Annotated in this window: 14 protein-coding genes; 1 reads left to right on the top strand and 13 read right to left on the bottom strand. The window is 62.1% G+C overall.

Annotation, left to right across the window (positions count from 1 at the left end; translation table 11 throughout):
* Nucleotides 1–5: 5 nt before the first annotated feature.
* The 7 genes from CN673_RS11040 to radA form a co-directional block, all read right to left on the bottom strand.
* Nucleotides 6–3485 (bottom strand): efflux RND transporter permease subunit, encoded by a 3480-nt coding sequence (locus CN673_RS11040; RefSeq protein WP_099866319.1) that lies wholly within the window; start codon nt 3483–3485, stop codon nt 6–8.
* Entirely contained in the window at nt 3482–4621 is a 1140-nt protein-coding gene (locus tag CN673_RS11035) for an efflux RND transporter periplasmic adaptor subunit (RefSeq protein WP_099866318.1), read from the bottom strand. Before CN673_RS11035 ends, CN673_RS11040 begins: the two co-directional genes overlap by 4 nt.
* Nucleotides 4622–4634: 13 nt before the next feature.
* Nucleotides 4635–5183 (bottom strand): PadR family transcriptional regulator, encoded by a 549-nt coding sequence (locus CN673_RS11030; protein WP_099866317.1) that lies wholly within the window; start codon nt 5181–5183, stop codon nt 4635–4637.
* A 206-nt stretch (nt 5184–5389) separates the two neighbouring features.
* A complete protein-coding gene (locus CN673_RS11025) occupies nt 5390–6127 on the bottom strand; it encodes an SDR family NAD(P)-dependent oxidoreductase (RefSeq protein ID WP_099866316.1) in 738 nt (245 codons plus the stop codon).
* A gap of 9 nt (nt 6128–6136) precedes the next feature.
* Entirely contained in the window at nt 6137–7612 is a 1476-nt protein-coding gene (gene purF / locus CN673_RS11020) for an amidophosphoribosyltransferase (protein WP_099866315.1), read from the bottom strand.
* Nucleotides 7613–7709: 97 nt separating this feature from the next.
* A complete protein-coding gene (locus tag CN673_RS11015; RefSeq protein WP_099866314.1) occupies nt 7710–8285 on the bottom strand; it encodes a CvpA family protein in 576 nt (191 codons plus the stop codon).
* 68 nt (nt 8286–8353) lie between these two features.
* Nucleotides 8354–9754, bottom strand: a complete 1401-nt coding sequence (gene radA / locus CN673_RS11010; protein ID WP_099866313.1) for a DNA repair protein RadA — start codon at nt 9752–9754, stop codon at nt 8354–8356.
* 106 nt (nt 9755–9860) lie between these two features.
* Between radA and CN673_RS11005 the strand changes: the two genes are divergently transcribed.
* The gene (locus CN673_RS11005; RefSeq protein WP_245409862.1) at nt 9861–10439 is read left to right on the top strand and encodes a dioxygenase family protein; all 579 of its coding nucleotides are present in this window, start codon (nt 9861–9863) and stop codon (nt 10437–10439) included.
* Nucleotides 10440–10455: 16 nt separating this feature from the next.
* Here the strand turns inward: CN673_RS11005 and CN673_RS11000 are convergent, their stop codons facing one another.
* The 6 genes from CN673_RS11000 to rplI all read right to left on the bottom strand — a co-directional run bounded on the left by CN673_RS11000 (nt 10456) and on the right by rplI (nt 17608).
* Nucleotides 10456–11403, bottom strand: a complete 948-nt coding sequence (locus CN673_RS11000) for a cupin-like domain-containing protein (RefSeq protein WP_099866311.1) — start codon at nt 11401–11403, stop codon at nt 10456–10458.
* Nucleotides 11400–12596 carry a GNAT family N-acetyltransferase gene (locus CN673_RS10995; RefSeq protein ID WP_099866310.1) on the bottom strand — a complete coding sequence of 399 codons (1197 nt, stop codon included), beginning with the start codon at nt 12594–12596 and terminating at the stop codon, nt 11400–11402. Before CN673_RS10995 ends, CN673_RS11000 begins: the two co-directional genes overlap by 4 nt.
* A 136-nt stretch (nt 12597–12732) precedes the next feature.
* Complete coding sequence (gene alr, locus CN673_RS10990; RefSeq protein ID WP_245409861.1) at nt 12733–13863, bottom strand: alanine racemase; 1131 nt, start codon at nt 13861–13863, stop codon at nt 12733–12735.
* A complete protein-coding gene (locus CN673_RS10985; protein WP_099866309.1) occupies nt 13860–15383 on the bottom strand; it encodes a replicative DNA helicase in 1524 nt (507 codons plus the stop codon). Before CN673_RS10985 ends, alr begins: the two co-directional genes overlap by 4 nt.
* Before the next feature lie 217 nt (nt 15384–15600).
* Nucleotides 15601–16851: a cyclopropane fatty acid synthase gene (locus tag CN673_RS10980; RefSeq protein ID WP_099866308.1), complete on the bottom strand. Its 1251-nt coding sequence runs from the start codon at nt 16849–16851 to the stop codon at nt 15601–15603.
* Nucleotides 16852–16978: 127 nt separating this feature from the next.
* The gene (gene rplI, locus CN673_RS10975) at nt 16979–17608 is read right to left on the bottom strand and encodes a 50S ribosomal protein L9 (protein ID WP_099866307.1); all 630 of its coding nucleotides are present in this window, start codon (nt 17606–17608) and stop codon (nt 16979–16981) included.
* Nucleotides 17609–17623: the final 15 nt, after the last annotated feature.

The following is a 17623-nucleotide window of genomic DNA, read 5'->3' as shown; positions in this document are numbered from 1 at the left end:
CCCGCTCATTCCGCCGCCTCGCGGTGATGATGGATCGGTGCGTCGTCTTCCTTCTCGCGCTCGGGCGGTTGAGCCGCCGCTTCCGGCGTGCGCCGGACATGCCGGGTCAAAGAGCCGGCGGCCCGCCAGGTGCGCCCGACATTTGAGGGCAGGGCCAGCATGACCGGTATGAACACCAGCGTGAGCAGCGTCGAGAACGCCAGGCCCGAAATAATCGCCGTGGAAAGCTGGACCCACCAGATCGCGGTAATTCCGCCCACCACGATCGTCTGCGAGAAGAAATCCATATTGATCTGAAGTGCCATCGGCACGAGGCCCAGGATCGTCGTGCCGGTTGTCAGCATGATCGGCCGAAGACGCTGCGCAGCCGTTTTGATCACCGCTTCGCGCATGTCTGTGACGCCTTCTTCCTTGAGACGGTTGAAGGTGTCGATCAGGATGATGGCATTGTTGACCACGATACCGGCAAGCGCGACGACGCCGGTCCCGGTCATGATGATCGAGAAGGTCTGCCCCGTGACCAGCATGCCGGTCAGAACGCCGGTGATCGCCATGATCACCGTCGAGAGCGTCAGAAACGTTTGGTAGAACGAGTTGAACTGGGTCAACAGGATGATGAACATCATGAACAGCGCGCCGAGTGCGGCCCGCCCGAGAAACGCCTCCGATTCCTTTTGCTCTTCATCCGCGCCGCGGAATGTCAGTTGCACGTTCTCCGGCCATTCCTGTGCCTCAAGCCACTCGTCCACGATGCGCACGCCGTCATCGGCAGTCGCCGCGCGTCCCTGATACTGAGCGCCCTCGACAAGGCTTGCCTTGATGTCCATGGCGTAGAGACCGTCGCGCCGGGTGATCGACGAGACCTTCTGCTCGGCGGTTCGGGTGATGAAGTTGGAAAGCGGAACCTGCCCGTTGGCCGTTCTCAGCTTCAGAGCCTCGAACTGGTCAAGCGTTCGCTGCTCTTCCGGCAGACGCGCACGGATTTCCACCTCGTCATCGGAATCGTCGGGCCTGTACTTTCCGATCAGCACGCCATTGGTGACGAGCTGGATCATTCCGCCGACTTCCTGAATGCTGGCGTTGTATCGTCCGGCCTGTTCGCGATCGACAGTCAACTGCCATTCGATGCCGGGCAGGGGGCGACCATCCTCCTGGTCAGTGAAGATATCGATCGTATCGACATGCTCGCGGATGCGTCCGACGGTTTCGACCATCGTGTCGTAATTGGTCGACTTCACTTCGAGGCGAAGATCCTTGCCGGTCGGCGGACCGCCCTCGATCTTGCGGACCTCCACCTTGATGCCGCCGAGATCGGCCGTCCGCACGCGGATGTCCTCGAAGATTTCGCTGGCGCGGCGGCGGCAGCAATAGTCCGCCAGTTCGATCTGCAGCTCGCCGATGGCATCGGCCGGCTTGTCCTGCACGCCGCCGAGCGGACTGCTTGCCCCGGCACCACCGCCTGGCGCAGTCGCTTTCATCACGACGTTGTCCACGCCTTCGACCTGCAGAACCTCGGCTTCGACTTCGCCGACCAGATCGCGGATGTCGTTAGCCGACAGATTGCCGCGCGCTGAGACAAGCACGATGGCAACATCCGGTTCTTCTTCGATGAAGAACTCCACGCCAGCATTGTTCTCGCCGAAATACATGAAGGTGCCGATGGTGAGGCCGATGATGGCGACGATGACGGCGACGTTGCCCACCAGATTTCCGGCGACAAGGTTGAGGAAACGGGCGTAAACGCCGGTTAAGCCGGTGATACGATGGATTTCGAGCTTGGAGCCCGCCGAAAGCATGACGGCTTGCGCGTCGGGTTCATGAACGGCGGGACGTCGGCGCGAGGCCACCAGGCGGAAGAGCCACGCCGCTCCGAGGAAAACGATACCGAAAATCGCAGCGGTAACGAGACCGACCCCGGCGCCGACGGCCTGGCCCGGCCCGAAATGATAGGCAGCCGCGACGCAGCCTGCCGCAACGAGGCCGAAGAACGATGCGCCATGACGCGAGATGGCGGCCGCCAGCCGTGCGATCAGCGCGCCCGTCACTGGAAGGAAGATCAAGGCCGTCAGCAGGGATGCCGACAGCACGATGATCACCATGCGCGGCAGATACGCCATGAACTCGCCGGGCACGCCGGGCCACAAGAGCAGCGGCAGAAATGCAGCGAGCGTGGTCGCGGTCGAGGAGACCACCGGCCAGAACATCAGCCGCGCGGAGCGCTTGTATGCCTCGTCCGGGTGCATCCCCTCGGCGATCTTCCGGTCGGCATACTCGGTCACGACGATGGCCGAGTCGACCAGCATGCCCACCGTGAGCACCAGGCCGAACATGACCATCATGTTCGCGACCATGCCGAGCGCGCCGACGATCATGAAGGCGATCATGAACGAGGTCGGAATCGCCAGGCCGACCAGAAGCCCGGAACGGATGCCGAGCGAGGCGACGACACAGATCATGACGAGCACGATGGCAGTCAGGATCGACGATTCCAGCGAACCCAGAACTTCGTAGATGAAGGAGGATTGATCGAGCAGATAATCGACCTTCACCGTTTCCGGCCATTCGCGCGTATAGGCCTCGACGACTGTCCGCACCTCATCATTGTTCGAGATGATGTTGGTGCCGTTTCGCTTGACGACGTCGATTGAGATCGCCGGATTGCCGTTGACGCGGGTGAAGGAGGACGGCTCCTTGTATGTGCGTTTGATCTCGGCGACATCGCCAAGCGTGACGACGCCTTCCTCGTTCTGCTTGATCGCGATCGAATAGACGTCTTCTGCCGTTTCGATAAGGCCGGGAAGCTTGACGTTGAAGCGTCCTTCGCCATTGTCGAGAAAGCCGGCGGGCACAAGCTGATTGTTGCGATTGAGCGCGTTGAGAAGCTCGTCCTGCGTGATGTCGTAGGACTCCAGCCGCATCAGATCGAGCTCGACCTCCAGCAATTCCTCGCGATCGCCGCTGATATTGGCTTCGCGCACCGTGGAGATCGATTCCAGTTCGTCGGCCAGCCCCTGTGCGAGCGTCGTCAGCGTGCGCTCGGGCACCTGGCCGGAAAGCGTGACGACGATGGTGGGCATCAGAGCGAAGCTCGTTTCGCTGACCACCGGCTCGTCCGCGTCTTCCGGCAGTTCTGCAGCGGCCTGGTCCACCTTGTCGCGAATATCCGCGAGAACGATTTCCTTTTCCGTATCGACGGTGAATTCCAGGACGATCGTCGCATTGCCCTCCGACGCGATCGCCGTGAGCTCCTTCAGCCCGTCAATACCGCGCAGGGCCGTTTCCATAGGGCGCACCAAAAGACGCTCGGCGTCGCGGGGTGAAATGCCCTGCTGGGGGATGTTGACGAAATAGACCGGAACATCGACGTCCGGGTTGGCTTCCTTGGGCACGTTGACGTAGGCCATGATCCCCGCGACGATCATGACGAGCATCAAGGCGACGACCGTCTTCGGTCGTTCCAGAATCGCATCGAGGGCGTTGATCATGACCGCGCCTCGTACGATGCGGCCTCAGCGGCTTCGCCTGCTTCGCTGTCAGCGCGGACCGGCTGAACGGTCTGGCCGCTCTCGACATAATCCTGCCCGACCGTGATCACCCGCATTCCGGGCTCCAGCCCGGTCAGCCATACACCTTCGCTGGTCTGGGCCTGGATCTCGACCGGTACGAATTCCACCTCATCGTCCTTGCCGATGGCGCGCAGGCCGATCGTGCCGTCGTCGGCCAGCGTCAGCCACGACGACTTCACGCGATAGGCGGGCGCGCTCTCAAGCGGAATTCGCGCTGAGGCCGTGATCCCGTCACGCAGCTTGCCATCCGAATTCTCGATAGCGATTTCGATCATGAATGTCCGGGTCTGCGGGTCCGCCGAGCGGGCCACATAACGGATCGTTCCGTCACGCGTTTCGCCAGAGACGAGCGTCACCGTCGCCGAATCCCCGGTGGTGAGTGCCCCCACGCGCCGTTCCGAAACCTGGCCGATGAAGAGCATCGGGTCCGTATCGATCAGCGTAACGCAAACGTCGCCCGTGGCGAGATTGTCGCCAACTTCCACGATCGGATCCTGCACGATCCCATCGGTCGTTGCCTTGATCTGCGTCCGCTCCAGTTCCTGCCGGGCCGCGTCGAGTTCGGCCTTGGCACTGTCGCGGGCCGCCCGCAACGCGTTGAGCTGGGTGGAGGAGGCAAAGCCGCGCTGCTGCAACTGCTCGTTCGCGTCGAAGTCGAACTGCGCCTGGGTCAGCGCGGCCTCTGCCTGGGCAAGCGCGCTTTCGCGGGTGCCCTGATCGAGCCGGCAGACGAGGTCGCCGGCCTTGACAGCATCACCCTTGTCGACCAGCCGCTCGCGCACCGTGCCGGTCGTTTCAGCCCGCACGGACACGATCGTGTCGGCCGCGGTGCGCCCGCGCAGCGTGAGGGCGTCGACCCGCTCTTCGGGCTGGAGCGTGGCATAGCGAACCTTGAAGATCGCATCCTCGCTGGCCTGCCGTTCTGCTGGCGGCGGCGTTGCCTCAGCGGAATCAGCCTGTCCGCCGATCATTACGTCGCCGGTTGCCATCCACCCGATGACGGCGCCGGCGAAAACCATCGCGGCGATGTGGGATCCACGAATCCGAAAGGCCATGACGGCACTCCTGTCATTCAGCGGCCTGCGCGGATTGGGAGGTATCCCGCGCAAGGGCCTGCAATTCGTTTCGGCGCTGTTTCAGGTAGTCGAGATTGAAGCTCATGCAGGCCTTGCCGTAGTCGGCGATCCAGTTCGTGCCGGCGTGCTCGGTGCAGGTCGACGCCTCGCGGATCTGGGTGAGCTCAGCTTCCAGCTGCTTGACGCGAACGTCGATTGCGCGCGTCAACGTTTCCTCGTCGAGCATGTCGGCGCACATGGCGATCAGCAGGAATTCCGATTTGAAGACATCCGGCTTTGGCGGCGACGACAGCCAGTCGCAAAGCTCGCCATGTCCCTTTTCGGTGATCGAATAGACCTTGCGCGCCGGCTTGCCGGCCTCCCTTTCCTCACGGGCGGTGACGCAGCCATCCTTCTCAAGGCGTGTCAGGGCCGGATAGATCGAGCCATAGCTGGCATCGATGAAATAGGAAAAGCGCGACTCCGTCGCCATTTTCTTGATTTCATAGCCCGTCGCATCGCCGAAATTCAGAATGGTGAGGCAAAGAGTGCGGATGTTCATCTGGCCGGATAACCCCTGTCCGGGACACATTCATGCGTCCCTATATATTCGTTCGCTATATGCTGACATTACATATATCGAACGAGAATATATTGCAACGGCATAGGTCGCCGCTGCTGCTTCGAAAATCGCATTGCCTTGATCGTCAAATGAAAAAACCCGCGCCGGATGGACGCGGGTTGATCATTCAGGGTGCTGCCGGGCGCCTATTCGGGCTCGCGGTATCGCAGCATCCGATCTTCGCGTACGTCGTATAGCATCCCGGTTTCCGTCAACGCCGGGTCTGCGAGTTTGATGATCTTTGCCGCGACGTCCCGTGGATCGGGCAGGGTATCGGGATTCTCGCCTGGAACGGCCTGCGCCCGCATCGCCGTGCGAGTGGCGCCCGGGTTGACGCAGTTGATGCGAACCGCGGTGTTGACGAGTTCGTTGGCCCATATGCGCGCCAGCGCCTCGATCGCGGCCTTCGATGCGGCATAGCCGCCCCAGAACGGCCGGCAGGAATGGGCAACGCCCGATGACAGGAAGATGGCCCGGCCGGCATCAGACGCACGGATGAGCGGCTCCACGCTGCGCATCAACCGCCAGGTGGCGTTGACGTTGAGCGTCATCACTTTCTCGAAATCCTTTGCCTTGATGTGGCCGATCGGCGAAATCGTGCCGAGCACTCCAGCATTTGCGACGAGCACGTCAAGCTTGCCCCACCGCTCGTGGATGGAGCCGCCGAGTGCATCGATTGCTTTCATGTCGGTCAGATCGAGGGGGACGAGCGTTGCGCTGGCGCCCACGGCCTTGATGTCGTCATCCAGATCCTCAAGCCCTCCGACCGTGCGCGCGACAGCGATGATATGCGCCCCGCGTCTGGCCAGTTCCAGCGCGATGAAATAGCCAATGCCGCGAGAGGCGCCGGTCACCAGCGCGGTGCGGCCCGAAAGGTCGAACATGAAGGGTCCTTATCCGTTGTTGGCGAGCAGCGACAGCGTGCGCACGTTGTCGACCGCATCCTGGTCGGTCAGCCGCGTCGGGTAATCGCCCGTGAAGCAGGCATCGCAGAACTGCGGCGCTTCGGCGTTGCGACCGGGTTCGGCGACGGCGCGGTAAAGCCCGTCGATCGAAAGAAAGGCGAGCGAATCCACGCGGATGAACTCGGCCATCTCCTCGATCGACATGCGCGATGCAAGCAGTTTGGCCTTCTCCGGTGTGTCAACGCCATAAAAGCATGACGACATCGTCGGCGGCGAAGCGATGCGCATGTGTACCTCGCGCGCTCCGGCCTCGCGCACCATCTGGACGATCTTCTGTGACGTGGTTCCGCGCACGATCGAATCGTCAACGAGGATCACGCGCTTGCCTTCCAGCATCCGCTTGTTGGCATTGTGCTTCAGCTTGACGCCCATGTGGCGGATCGCGGCCGTGGGCTGGATGAACGTGCGACCGACATAGTGATTGCGGATGATGCCGAGTTCGAAGGGAATACCGGAGCCCTGCGCGAAGCCGATCGCCGCGGGCACGCCGGAATCGGGAACCGGAACGACGACATCGGCTTCGATCGGGCTTTCCGCAGCAAGTTCCTCACCGATCCGCTTTCGCGCCTCGTACACATTGCGACCCTCGATCATGGAATCGGGGCGGGCGAAATAGACATACTCGAAAATGCAGAACCGGGGCCGGCTCTTCTCGAAGGGGAAATGGCTTTCGATGCCTTTCTCCGTCACCACGACGACCTCGCCGGGCTTGACGTCGCGCACGAAGCGGGCACCGATGATGTCCAGCGCGCAGGTCTCCGACGCAAGGATATAGGCGCCGTCGAGATCGCCGATGACCAGTGGCCGGATGCCAAGTGGATCGCGCGCCCCGATCATCTTCTTTTCCGAGAGGCCGACAAGCGAAAACGCGCCTTCGAGCTGCGTGATCGCGTCGATGAACTTGTCGATGAGCTGCGTGCCGCTCGATACCGCGATCAGGTGAAGGATCGTTTCGGTGTCGGACGTGGATGAGAAGATGGCACCGCGCTTCTGCAACTGCTTCTGCAACGTCATGGCATTGGTGATGTTGCCGTTGTGCGCAACGGCAAATCCGCCGCCCGCGAACTCGGCGAAGAATGGCTGAACGTTACGCAGACCTTCGCCGCCCGTCGTGGAGTAGCGCGTATGACCGATTGCGCGATTGCCTTGGAGCCGATCGATCACCGATTGCTTCGTGAACGTATCGCCGATCAATCCGACATGGCGCTCTATGAAGAACTGCCGCCCGTCATAGGCGACGATACCGGCCGCCTCCTGTCCGCGGTGTTGGAGGGCGTGCAGCCCGAGCGTGACAACGGCGGAGGCCTCCGGCTTGCCGAATATCCCGAAGACGCCGCATTCGTCGCGGAAGGCATCGGATTCCGATTGGTCTGGCTGAACGGTCGCTGCAGACAAGTCTGCCATGGCTTCGGCCTTTGTGTGTTTTGCCCCTTATACGGGGCGGGTGCATCGTCGATGCGACAACGCGGGGGCTCCCCCGCGCCATCAGGTCGTCTTTGTCCTAGTTGCCGGCGGCACCTGGGTCGGCGGGCGTAGCCTCCTGGCCTTCGGCTTCGCCGGCGCTGCCGCCGCGCAGCCGGTCGAGGATGGTGGCGTCTGCATCTTCCGGCAACATGTTGACGAGCTGGTCACCAAGCTGGTCGAGCAGCGGCTTCGATTTCGCCTCGGTCACCCATGGCGGCTGGCGCGGCTCGTCGACGAGCCAATTGAAGAAGAGCATGCCAACGACCACCAGCAGCACGCCGCGCGCAGCGCCGAAGACGAATCCGAGCGTCCGGTCGAGCGCGCCGATGCGGCTGTCGATGATGAAATCAGCGATGCGCATCGTGATGAAGGAAACGATGATGAGCGCCACGAGAAAGATGACGGCGGCCGATCCGATCGTCGCGACCGTTGCGCTCGTCGTGTAGTCGGAGGCGAACGGTACGAGCAGCGGATAGAACGTATAGGCCGCGAAGGCGGCTGCGATCCATGACGCGACCGAAAGAACCTCGCGGGAAAAGCCGCGCACCATTGCCAAGACGGCGGAAAACAGGGTTATCCCGATCAGGATTCCGTCGAGAATGGTAATTGGCATGCGATTGCTACTCCAGGAGCGCCGCGCGGGTCGCCGCGTTGTTGTCGTGACGAAGACGCGCTTGGCACCTAAGCGTCGTCGTCTGATCCTTGTGTGGCCTTGGCCCCCGCGATCTGAACGACCAGATCGGCCAGCGCCTCCACCTCAGTCAAGCTCTTCGTCGTGCGCGCCGGCATGTCGGCTGACGCTGACGGCAGAACGGCCCGCTGAAACCCCAGTTTTTCGGCTTCTTTAAGGCGCTGAGCGGTATGGGCCACTGGCCGCACGGCACCCGAGAGGCTGATTTCGCCGAAATAGACGCAATCGGCCGGAAGGGCAAGGCCGGCCAGCGATGAAACGAGGGCCGAAGCGACGGCCAGGTCGGCGGCCGGCTCGCTGATCCGGTATCCGCCGGCGATATTGAGATAGACGTCGTGCTGAGCCAGACGGACACCGCAATGCGCCTCCAGCACGGCCAGTATCATCGACAGTCGCGCTGAATCCCACCCGACGACGGCGCGTCGCGGCGTGCCCAGCGGTGAGGGGGCAACCAGCGCTTGCACTTCCACTAGGATCGGGCGCGTCCCCTCCATGCCGGCGAAGACCGCCGCTCCGGGCGATTTCTCGTTTCGCTCGCCGAGAAAGAGTTCGGATGGATTTGCCACTTCGCGCAGCCCCTTGTCGGACATCTCGAACACGCCGATCTCATCGGTCGGGCCGAAGCGGTTCTTGACCGTGCGCAGGATGCGATAGTGGTGTCCGCGATCGCCTTCGAAATAAAGCACCGCGTCGACCATGTGCTCGACCACCCTTGGACCGGCGATCTGTCCGTCCTTGGTGACGTGACCGACCAGCACCACCGTGGCGCCGGTCTGTTTGGCGAATCGGATCAGCGCCTGCACCCCGACACGCACCTGGGTCACCGTGCCCGGCGCGCTTTCGGCCAGATCACTCCAAAGGGTCTGGATGGAATCGATGATGACCAGATCGGGACGCTTGCCTTCCGAGAGCGTTGCGAGGATGTCCTCGACATTGGTTTCCGCGGCAAGCAGGACGTCGGTATCGGCTGCCCCGAGGCGCTGGGCCCGCAACCGCACCTGTGCCACCGCCTCTTCGCCGGAGACATAGATGATACGGTGACCGCCGCGCGACAGCGCCGCTGCGGCCTGCATCAGCATCGTCGACTTGCCGATACCCGGATCGCCGCCAATGAGCAGGGCCGAGCCTCGCACGAAGCCGCCGCCGGTGGCGCGATCGAGCTCGTTCATGCCGGTCGGGATTCGCGGTGCCTCCTCGATCTCGCCCGAAAGTGAAGTGAGTGCGACCGGGCGCCCTTTCTTCGGGGAACGGCCTGGACCGCCGCCAATGCCGGCCTGAGGATCATCCTCGATGATGGTGTTCCATTCCCCGCACCCGTCGCAGCGGCCGGCCCAGCGCGTGTGAACGGTCCCGCAGTTCTGGCAGACGAATTGGGTGCGGGGTTTGGCCATGTCTGTCGGTCTTTCGGAGAAGGCTGCGGAATCGGCTTCTTTCGACTAGCATAGGCAAACGGGCGAGCGACAGGGCGCGCCCATGCAGTCATTGAGGAGAAACGCCGTGCCCCCGTACATTTCCCGCCGCACGTTTCTCGAAGCCTGGTTGTCTGCCCCCATTCTGATCGCGGCCGGCAGGGTCGAGGCGCAGGGTCTTGCGCCGACACCGGGCTGCGGCGAAACGGATGCGGTCACGCCGGCCCAGACGGAGGGTCCGTTCTTCACGCCCGTCACGCCGCAGAAGCGGAATTTTCGCGCGGACGGGGCCGGTCGCCCGGTTGCGCTCCATGGTTTTGTGGTCGACACCGCCTGCCGGCCGCTCAGCGGCATCAACGTCGATCTCTGGCATGCCGACGACGCTGGCAGGTATGACAACGAGACCTACCGGTTTCGCGGCCACCAGGTGAGCGACGCGAACGGTCGCTACATCTTCGAGACGATCGTTCCCGGCCTCTATCCCGGCCGCACACGGCACTTTCACGTCAAGGTGGGCAATGAAGCTGCCAGCCTGCTGACAACCCAGCTCTATTTCCCCGGCGATCCCGCCAATCGATCCGACGGCATCTTCGATGCCCGCCTTGTGATGGACATGAGCGAGGCAGCTGACGGCTTGCTCGCGCGGTTCGATTTCGTGTTGGCGTGAAGAACGCGCCGAACCGTCAGACCTTGCCGGCCTCGGGCCCCCTGTCACGGTAGTAGTAGTTCGCACCCTTGCCGAGGATGAGGCCGCGGATGGCCTTGCGCAACCGTTCCGATCGGCGCAGCGGATCCACTGTCGCGGCGGCCATCTGCATCGCAAGGATTTTCACCTCGTCCCATACGCGATGGACGCCAGGCGCCTTCTGGGGCAGGCCCCGCCGCCGCAGCATCGAATTGGCGACGTAAAGATGGTTGCGCCGCCGCACCGCCTTGCTCTTCCACGTAATCGCCAGCGAGATCGAATAGCTGCCTTTTGTCTTTACGTAATGCGGCCAGAGATAGGGGATGAACAGGCCGTCGCCGGGTTCGAGATGATTGTGCATGCCGCGATCCTCATAAGCGGGATCGAACGTCATGTTGCGGTGCTGCGTCAGCGCGTGCTCGATCTGGTCTTCCGAAACGATGGCGCGATCCTCGTTGTCGTAGACGTTGAACTGCTTGTCGCCGTGGATCTGGACAAAGAAATTGTCCTCGCCATCGACATGGAAAGGCGTCGTGGAGTCAGGCGACGAGACGAAGAGGAAACCCTGGATGTCTGAAAAGCCGGCGGCCATGATGCTGGAATGGCCCCGAGCGCGGGCAACGGACAGAAGGCCCTCCTCAAGAAGCGCACGATAGGCCGGCAGACATTCGATGCGCTTCAGCACCATCCAGGCGCCCGCCGTCTCGATCCGGGCGATCACCGCATCCGGAGACAGGTCGACGAGTGGCGTGGTCGAGGGGTCCTGCGTGATGCCGACCTTGCCGGAATTGTATTCGATTCGGTCGCCGGGCAGCTGTTGCACCAGTTCCAGAATGGCGGGAAGCGTCAGCCTCGGGTCCGCGGCGAGTGAATGCGCGATCCGGAAGGGACGCGCGGGAAAGTGGCTGCGAAATTCTTGATTCTGAACGTGAAGCGTGCCGGTCATCGCGCTGTTCTCCCGTGAACTTGGCGGCTTGAAGACAGAATGGAAAGCGCGGCCTTGGCGGCCCGCTTCAAGAGACCGCGCGTGTCGAAGGCCGCCATGCATATGCGTGGAACGATGCCCTTGCGCGTCGGCAGATAGAGATCACAGATGTCGATGCGATCCTTCCAGATATGATCGATCATCGGGTGGTCGGCGATCGCCACGGAATCGGTGAGGCGAACCTGCGGATCGGCCATGAGGTGACGCGTCAGTTCCACCGTCAGTTGAACCCCTGGCGACATGCGCATGTGGTCTTCGTCGTAAGCGGTCTTGAAGAAGAAGGCGTGGTCGGCCGAGCGAAAGACGATGCCCGATGCGACCGGCTTCTCTTCCAGCAGCAATTCGCAGATCTCCAGGCGCCCCTCGGCGCCGAACGCCTTGCAGGCCGACCGGATGTAGGCGGCATCGCCATCGTTTCGGCCGAGCGCGGTGCCTGTGTCGCCCTTCCAACCGCTCGCTTCGAGAGTCAGGAAGCGCTCCAGCGCGTCATCGAGTTCGGCGGGCGTGCGTGACACACGCCACTCAACCGTGCCCTGATCCTCCAGGCGATGGCGCTGGCGACGCAGTTCCTTGAGTTTCTTCGCGCCGAGACCCCCGCGCAGGTAATTTTCGCTGTCGCCCTTGGCGGAAAGTGCGGCGCGCTGGTGGAGATTGCGCCGTGTGGCGCGCATGCCCCGCGCGGCAAGAGCTTCGCCGAACGCCTTTGCGACTGGGCCGTCGCTTCGCACCAAGGGCAGGGCGATCATTGCAACGCCAGCCTCGCGCGCCATGTCGATCATCGCTCCTGCAATGGCGACGGTATCGTCCCCGCCGATCAGCGGCGTTCCAAGCGGAATATAGGGCTGTCCGATGACAAGGGCGGGAATGGGCAAGAAGAGTGCGGCCCAGGCGCCGACGAGCGGCAGCATCCCGGCCAGCATTCCATCGCGACCGCGAACCGTTACCGCCTTTGCCGGCTTCGCCCTGGAGGCATGGCTATGCAAGGCCAGATAGTGGCTCGGCGAGAGAAAGGCATTGGGTTCGACCGCGCGTTCGCTCAACCAACGCCATTCGATAGCGTCGACCTTGTCGAGGGGGCGCAGATCGGACCGCAGTGGCTCCGGCGGCATGGTGGTTCCGGACGCCAACTGCCCCAAATCATGTGCAAGATACATCGTCCAGCCGCCTTTCACCTAGCTCATGCAGTGCTGATGCTGAGAGGGAAAGTAGAGCGGTCGAACGGGCGCGGCAACTCGCTAGTAAATAGATGGTAAATGCGCGGAATTGATTAAAGTTTAACTGAAAATATTGTCAATTTTCAATGTACTGACGGGCATATCGATCACCGAGGGATGTCAGTATTTCATACCCGATGGTGCCGGCCGCTCGCGCCACGGTATCGAGCGGTAGCTGGTGCCCGAACAGCTCGATGAAATCTCCGACCGCAACATCCGGGCCGACATCGGTGACGTCAAACATTGTCAGGTCCATCGTGATCCGTCCGAAAATGGGCACGTGGCGGCCTGCAAGGTGTCCGACCGGTCGCTCGCCGCTGAGCCGGCGCAGGGGTATCGCCGCCCCGGACAGGCTGCGCAGATAACCATCGGCGTAGCCGACCGCAGCCGTGGCAATGACGCTGTCGCGCGCGAGTGGCGTGGCGCCGTAGCTGACACAGCCGCCATGAGGCACGCGCCTGAGCTGCAAGATGCGCGCCTTTGCGCTCGCCACCGGCTTCATCGGATTGGCGACACCCTCAACGCAGTCTCCGCCATAAAGCGCAATCCCCGGACGTGTTAGATCGCCAACATAAGAGCGGCCGAGGAATATGCCGGCCGAATTGCACAGGCTTGATTCGATCTCTGCAAAGCCTTCCATAACCGTCTGGAAAGATTGCAGCTGTTTCGCATTCAGAGCGTGCGAGGGCTCGTCCGCGCAGGCCAGGTGGCTCATGATCAGTTCCGGGGAGAACCGGCTCTGGCATCGCCCCTCCGCGGCCAGCGCGCATGCTTCGGCCGGGGAAACGCCGAGCCGGTTCATGCCGGTATCGACTTGAAGGGCGAAGGGCAGGGAACCGGCCACGGCGCAATGATCGCGCCAGGAGTGCACCTGCTCGAGGGATGCCAGAACCGGGATCAATCCGGCCGCTGACAGCGTGACCTCAAGCCCTGGATAAAGACCATTGAGGACGAAAATGCGCGCTTGCGGTGCTTCGGCCCTCGCGGCGACACCCTCTTGCGCCGTGGCGGTGAAGAAGTCGCGGCAGCCGGCCTGGTAAAGCGCGCGCACGACCGGCGCGATTCCCAATCCGTAGCCGTTCGCCTTGACCACCGCGGAGGTGCGTGCCGGCCGCGACCTGAGCGCCATGAAGCGCCAGTTTTCGACCAGCGCCGCAAGATCGATCGTGAGCCGCAGCGCGCTCGGGATCTCCTGAACGCCGCTCACTCGTGACTGTACTGAAGATAGGATGAATCGGCCAGATCCGCGAAGCGGGTGAACTCCGACTGGAAGCCCAGCGTGACGGTGCCCGTTGGCCCATGCCGCTGCTTGGCGATGATGACGTCGGCCATGCCTTTGACCTTCAACATCTTTTCTTCCCAGGCGAGATACTGCTCATCCTTGAAGTCGCTGGCGACCTGATCGGGTGAGCGCCGCGGCTCCTGATTCTGGACATAGTATTCCTCGCGGAACACGAAAAGCACAACGTCCGCGTCCTGTTCGATCGAGCCGGATTCACGAAGGTCGGAAAGCTGCGGGCGCTTGTCCTCGCGGCTTTCCACCTGGCGCGACAGCTGGGACAGCGCGATGATCGGAACATTCAATTCCTTGCCAAGTGCCTTCAGCCCCGTCGTGATCTCGGTGATTTCCTGCACGCGGTTCTCGCCGGCCTTCTTCGAACCGGTCATCAGCTGGACGTAGTCGACCACCAGCACATCGAGCCCGCGCTGACGCTTCAGTCGCCGCGCGCGTGCCGCGAGCTGGGCGATCGAGATGCCGCCGGTCTGATCGATATAGAGCGGGATCTTCTGCATCATCTGCGAGCAGGCGACCAGCTTCTCAAAATCCGCTTCGTTGATGGCGCCGCGCCGAATCTTCGAAGACGAGATTTCCGTTTGTTCCGAAATGATACGTGTGGCCAGCTGCTCGGCCGACATTTCCAGCGAGTAGAAACCGACCACACCGCCATTCGCCGTCTTCTGCGAACCGTCCGGCATGATTTCGCCGGGCTGATAGGCTTGCGCGATGTTGAAGGCGATGTTGGTGGCGAGAGATGTCTTGCCCATGCCTGGACGGCCGGCAAGGATGATCAGGTCCGAATGCTGCAGCCCGCCCATCTTGAGGTCAAGCGAATGGATGCCGGTCGAGACCCCCGAAAGGCCGCCATCGCGCTGATAGGCAGCCCCGGCCATGTCAATGGCCAACGCCACGGCGTCGTTGAACGACTGGAAGCCGCCGTCGTATCGTCCGGTCTCCGCCAGTTCGAAGAGCCGCCGCTCGGCATCCTCGATCTGTCCCTGCGGTGGCATGTCGAGCGGTGCATCGAAGGCGATGTTGACCATGTCCTCGCCGATGGTGATCAGTGCCCGGCGCAAGGCAAGATCGTAGATCGCGCGGCCGTAGTCCTCAGCATTGATGATCGTCACGGCTTCGGAGGCGAGGCGGGCCAGATACTGTGCAACGGTCAGCTCGCCGACCTTCTCGTCGGCCGGCAGGAAGGTCTTGATGGTGACGGGATTGGCCGTCTTGCCCATGCGGATGATGTCGCCGGCGACCTCGTAGATCTTTCGATGCAACGGCTCGAAGAGGTGAACCGGCTTGAGGAAGTCCGATACCCGGTAAAAGGCGTCGTTGTTGACCAGAATGGCGCCAAGCAGCGCCTGCTCGGCTTCGATATTGTTCGGCGCCTCGCGATAATGCGCCTGCGCGCTACCTGCTTCCGTCAGTTTCCGTACGACTTCGTTCATCGGCTTTGCCGCCACCCCACCTTCATCTCGGCCCCTAGCTACAGATGTGGCCCCGCCATGGCGACCTTCATTCACGCCTTGTGAGTCTTATCCCCACCGTCCACACGCAAAAATGAGTCCGTCCGCTCGACGGCATTGACCGATCGCGATTGTAGCTGATTCGCCGCCAAGCGCGGTGGCTCCGCTGGAGTTGGCGGTAACGCATGGTCGGGATCGTCTAGCACGCATGTCTGCGATGCTGGCCTCGCGGCGCGGCGAGGTCACGCTCGTCGTCCAGCATGTAATCGCGCGTCACAGGCACCGCCGCCGCATCGTGAGCCAGCTGAATCTGGAAGACCATGAGGCGCTGCCAGCGGAATGCCGATTCCGACGCGGCGAGATAGAACTCCCACATCCGGCAGAAGCGTTCGTCATAAAGCAGCTTGGCTTCGTTCCGCCGTGCCATGAACCGCTCTCGCCAGTGTCGAAGCGTGTCGGCGTAATGCTGCCTCAGAATTTCGATGTCGGTGACGTAAAGACCCGAGCGTTCGATGGCGGGCAGAACTTCCGAAAGGCTCGGAATATGGCCTCCGGGAAAGATGTGGCGGGCAATGAAGGGGTTGGTCCACGAAGGCACGTCGGCACGGCCGATCGCATGAAGCAGCATGATGCCGTCCCGTCTCAAAAGCCGCGCGCAGGCTTTGAAATAGGCGTCGTAATTACCAACACCGACATGCTCGAACATGCCCACCGAAACAATTCGGTCGAATTGTTCCTCGATCGTGCGAAAGTCGCGCAGCAGAAATCGGATACTGCGCTTTATGTGCGCGGGAATGCGGTCGTTCGAATAGAGATGCTGCTCGTCCGAAAGCGTGATGCCGGTGACGTCGGCGTCGAAGGTTTGTGCCATGTAAAGCCCCAGCCCGCCCCACCCCGAGCCGATGTCGAGCAGTTTGAGGCCGGGGTGCTTCATATTGAGCTTTGCGGCGATATGGTCCTTCTTGGCATGCTGGGCTTCCTCCAGGTCCATCTCGGGCCTTCGGAAATAGGCGCAGGAATACTGCCGGTCCTCATCGAGGAAGAGATCGTAAAGCGCAGTGGAGAGGTCGTAATGGTGCTGGACGTTGCGGCGCGCGCGTTGGAGCGTGTTGAGTTGGCGGAGTTGCCGCGTGCTTTGCCGAAATCGGTTCAGCGCGCGCATCCATGGCGCAGTGCTCGTCGCATAAGGGCCGGCATTCATGAAGATCAGTTCGAGAAGGCCAAACATGTCCCCCTCGACCATATCGACTTCGCCGTCCATGTAGCATTCGCCCAGCTTCAGCGCCGGATCGAGAGCGATGGCCCACGCGGCGTGGTTGCTGTTAAAGCGAAGATGAAGGGGCTGGCCCGTGCCGTCCCCGAACTGTTGGGTGCGACGGTCGGCATCGGTGATGCGCAATGTGCCTCTGGAAATGAGGCGTGTTGCCAGACTTTTGATCAAAGGGTTCATGGCGATCCCTTTTTACGCTGCTAACTGTCAAAAATTATTCGCCAATTTGTTGGAATTTTCAATAGAAAAACGGCGCCGGACAGAATCCGGCGCCGCCATGGCAAGCACTTTCTGAAATGCGGCGAAGTCAGCCCTTGTCTTCGTCGCCTTCGTCTTCCTGCGCATCGGCTTCTTCTTCGCCTGCACCTTCGTCTTCAACGTTGTACTCGGCGTCTGGATCGAAGAAGCCATCAGCGGGCAGAGAATCGTCGACGCCGTAGATTGCGTCGGCGGACGTCAGCGTTTCACCGGCGGACTGACGCTCGGCTTCGTCGGCGGAGCGTGCCACATTCAGCTCGATCTCGACGTTGACTTCGCCGTGCAGGGCCAGAACGACCTTGTGCAGGCCGATGGCCTTGATCGGCTGATTGAGCTCGACCTGGTTGCGGCCGACGGAGAAGCCTTCCTCGGCGAGGATCGCGACGATGTCGCGCGCGGCGACCGAACCGTAGAGCTGGCCGGTCTCGCCGGCCGAGCGAACGACGACGAAGCTCTTGCCTTCGAGCTTGTCCGCGATCGTCTGCGCTTCCGACTTGCGCTCTTCATTGCGCGCCTCGAGCTGCGAGCGTTCGGCTTCGAAGCGCTTCTTGTTGTTGTCGTTGGCGCGCAGCGCCTTGCCCTGCGGCAGGAGATAGTTGCGCGCATAGCCGTCCTTGACCTTGACGGTGTCGCCCATCTGGCCGAGCCGGCCGATGCGTTCGAGAAGAATGACGTCCATGATGTTGGTCCTTTC

The organism is Neopararhizobium haloflavum (genome assembly GCF_002750855.1).
GTDB classification, from domain to species: Bacteria; Pseudomonadota; Alphaproteobacteria; order Rhizobiales; family Rhizobiaceae; genus Georhizobium; species Georhizobium haloflavum.
The sequence above is the reverse complement of the archived record's forward strand: the minus strand, read 5'-3'. Positions and strand labels throughout refer to the sequence as shown.

Excerpts from the sequence above, each read along its gene's own strand:
- CN673_RS11040 (WP_099866319.1), bottom strand. The coding sequence starts at position 3,485 with ATGATCAACGCCCTCGATGCGATTCTGGAACGACCGAAGACGGTCGTC.
- CN673_RS11035 (WP_099866318.1), bottom strand. The coding sequence starts at position 4,621 with ATGGCCTTTCGGATTCGTGGATCCCACATCGCCGCGATGGTTTTCGCC.
- CN673_RS11030 (WP_099866317.1), bottom strand. The coding sequence starts at position 5,183 with ATGAACATCCGCACTCTTTGCCTCACCATTCTGAATTTCGGCGATGCG.
- CN673_RS11025 (WP_099866316.1), bottom strand. The coding sequence starts at position 6,127 with ATGTTCGACCTTTCGGGCCGCACCGCGCTGGTGACCGGCGCCTCTCGC.
- purF (WP_099866315.1), bottom strand. The coding sequence starts at position 7,612 with ATGGCAGACTTGTCTGCAGCGACCGTTCAGCCAGACCAATCGGAATCC.
- CN673_RS11015 (WP_099866314.1), bottom strand. The coding sequence starts at position 8,285 with ATGCCAATTACCATTCTCGACGGAATCCTGATCGGGATAACCCTGTTT.
- radA (WP_099866313.1), bottom strand. The coding sequence starts at position 9,754 with ATGGCCAAACCCCGCACCCAATTCGTCTGCCAGAACTGCGGGACCGTT.
- CN673_RS11000 (WP_099866311.1), bottom strand. The coding sequence starts at position 11,403 with ATGACCGGCACGCTTCACGTTCAGAATCAAGAATTTCGCAGCCACTTT.
- CN673_RS10995 (WP_099866310.1), bottom strand. The coding sequence starts at position 12,596 with ATGTATCTTGCACATGATTTGGGGCAGTTGGCGTCCGGAACCACCATG.
- CN673_RS10985 (WP_099866309.1), bottom strand. The coding sequence starts at position 15,383 with ATGAACGAAGTCGTACGGAAACTGACGGAAGCAGGTAGCGCGCAGGCG.
- CN673_RS10980 (WP_099866308.1), bottom strand. The coding sequence starts at position 16,851 with ATGAACCCTTTGATCAAAAGTCTGGCAACACGCCTCATTTCCAGAGGC.
- rplI (WP_099866307.1), bottom strand. The coding sequence starts at position 17,608 with ATGGACGTCATTCTTCTCGAACGCATCGGCCGGCTCGGCCAGATGGGC.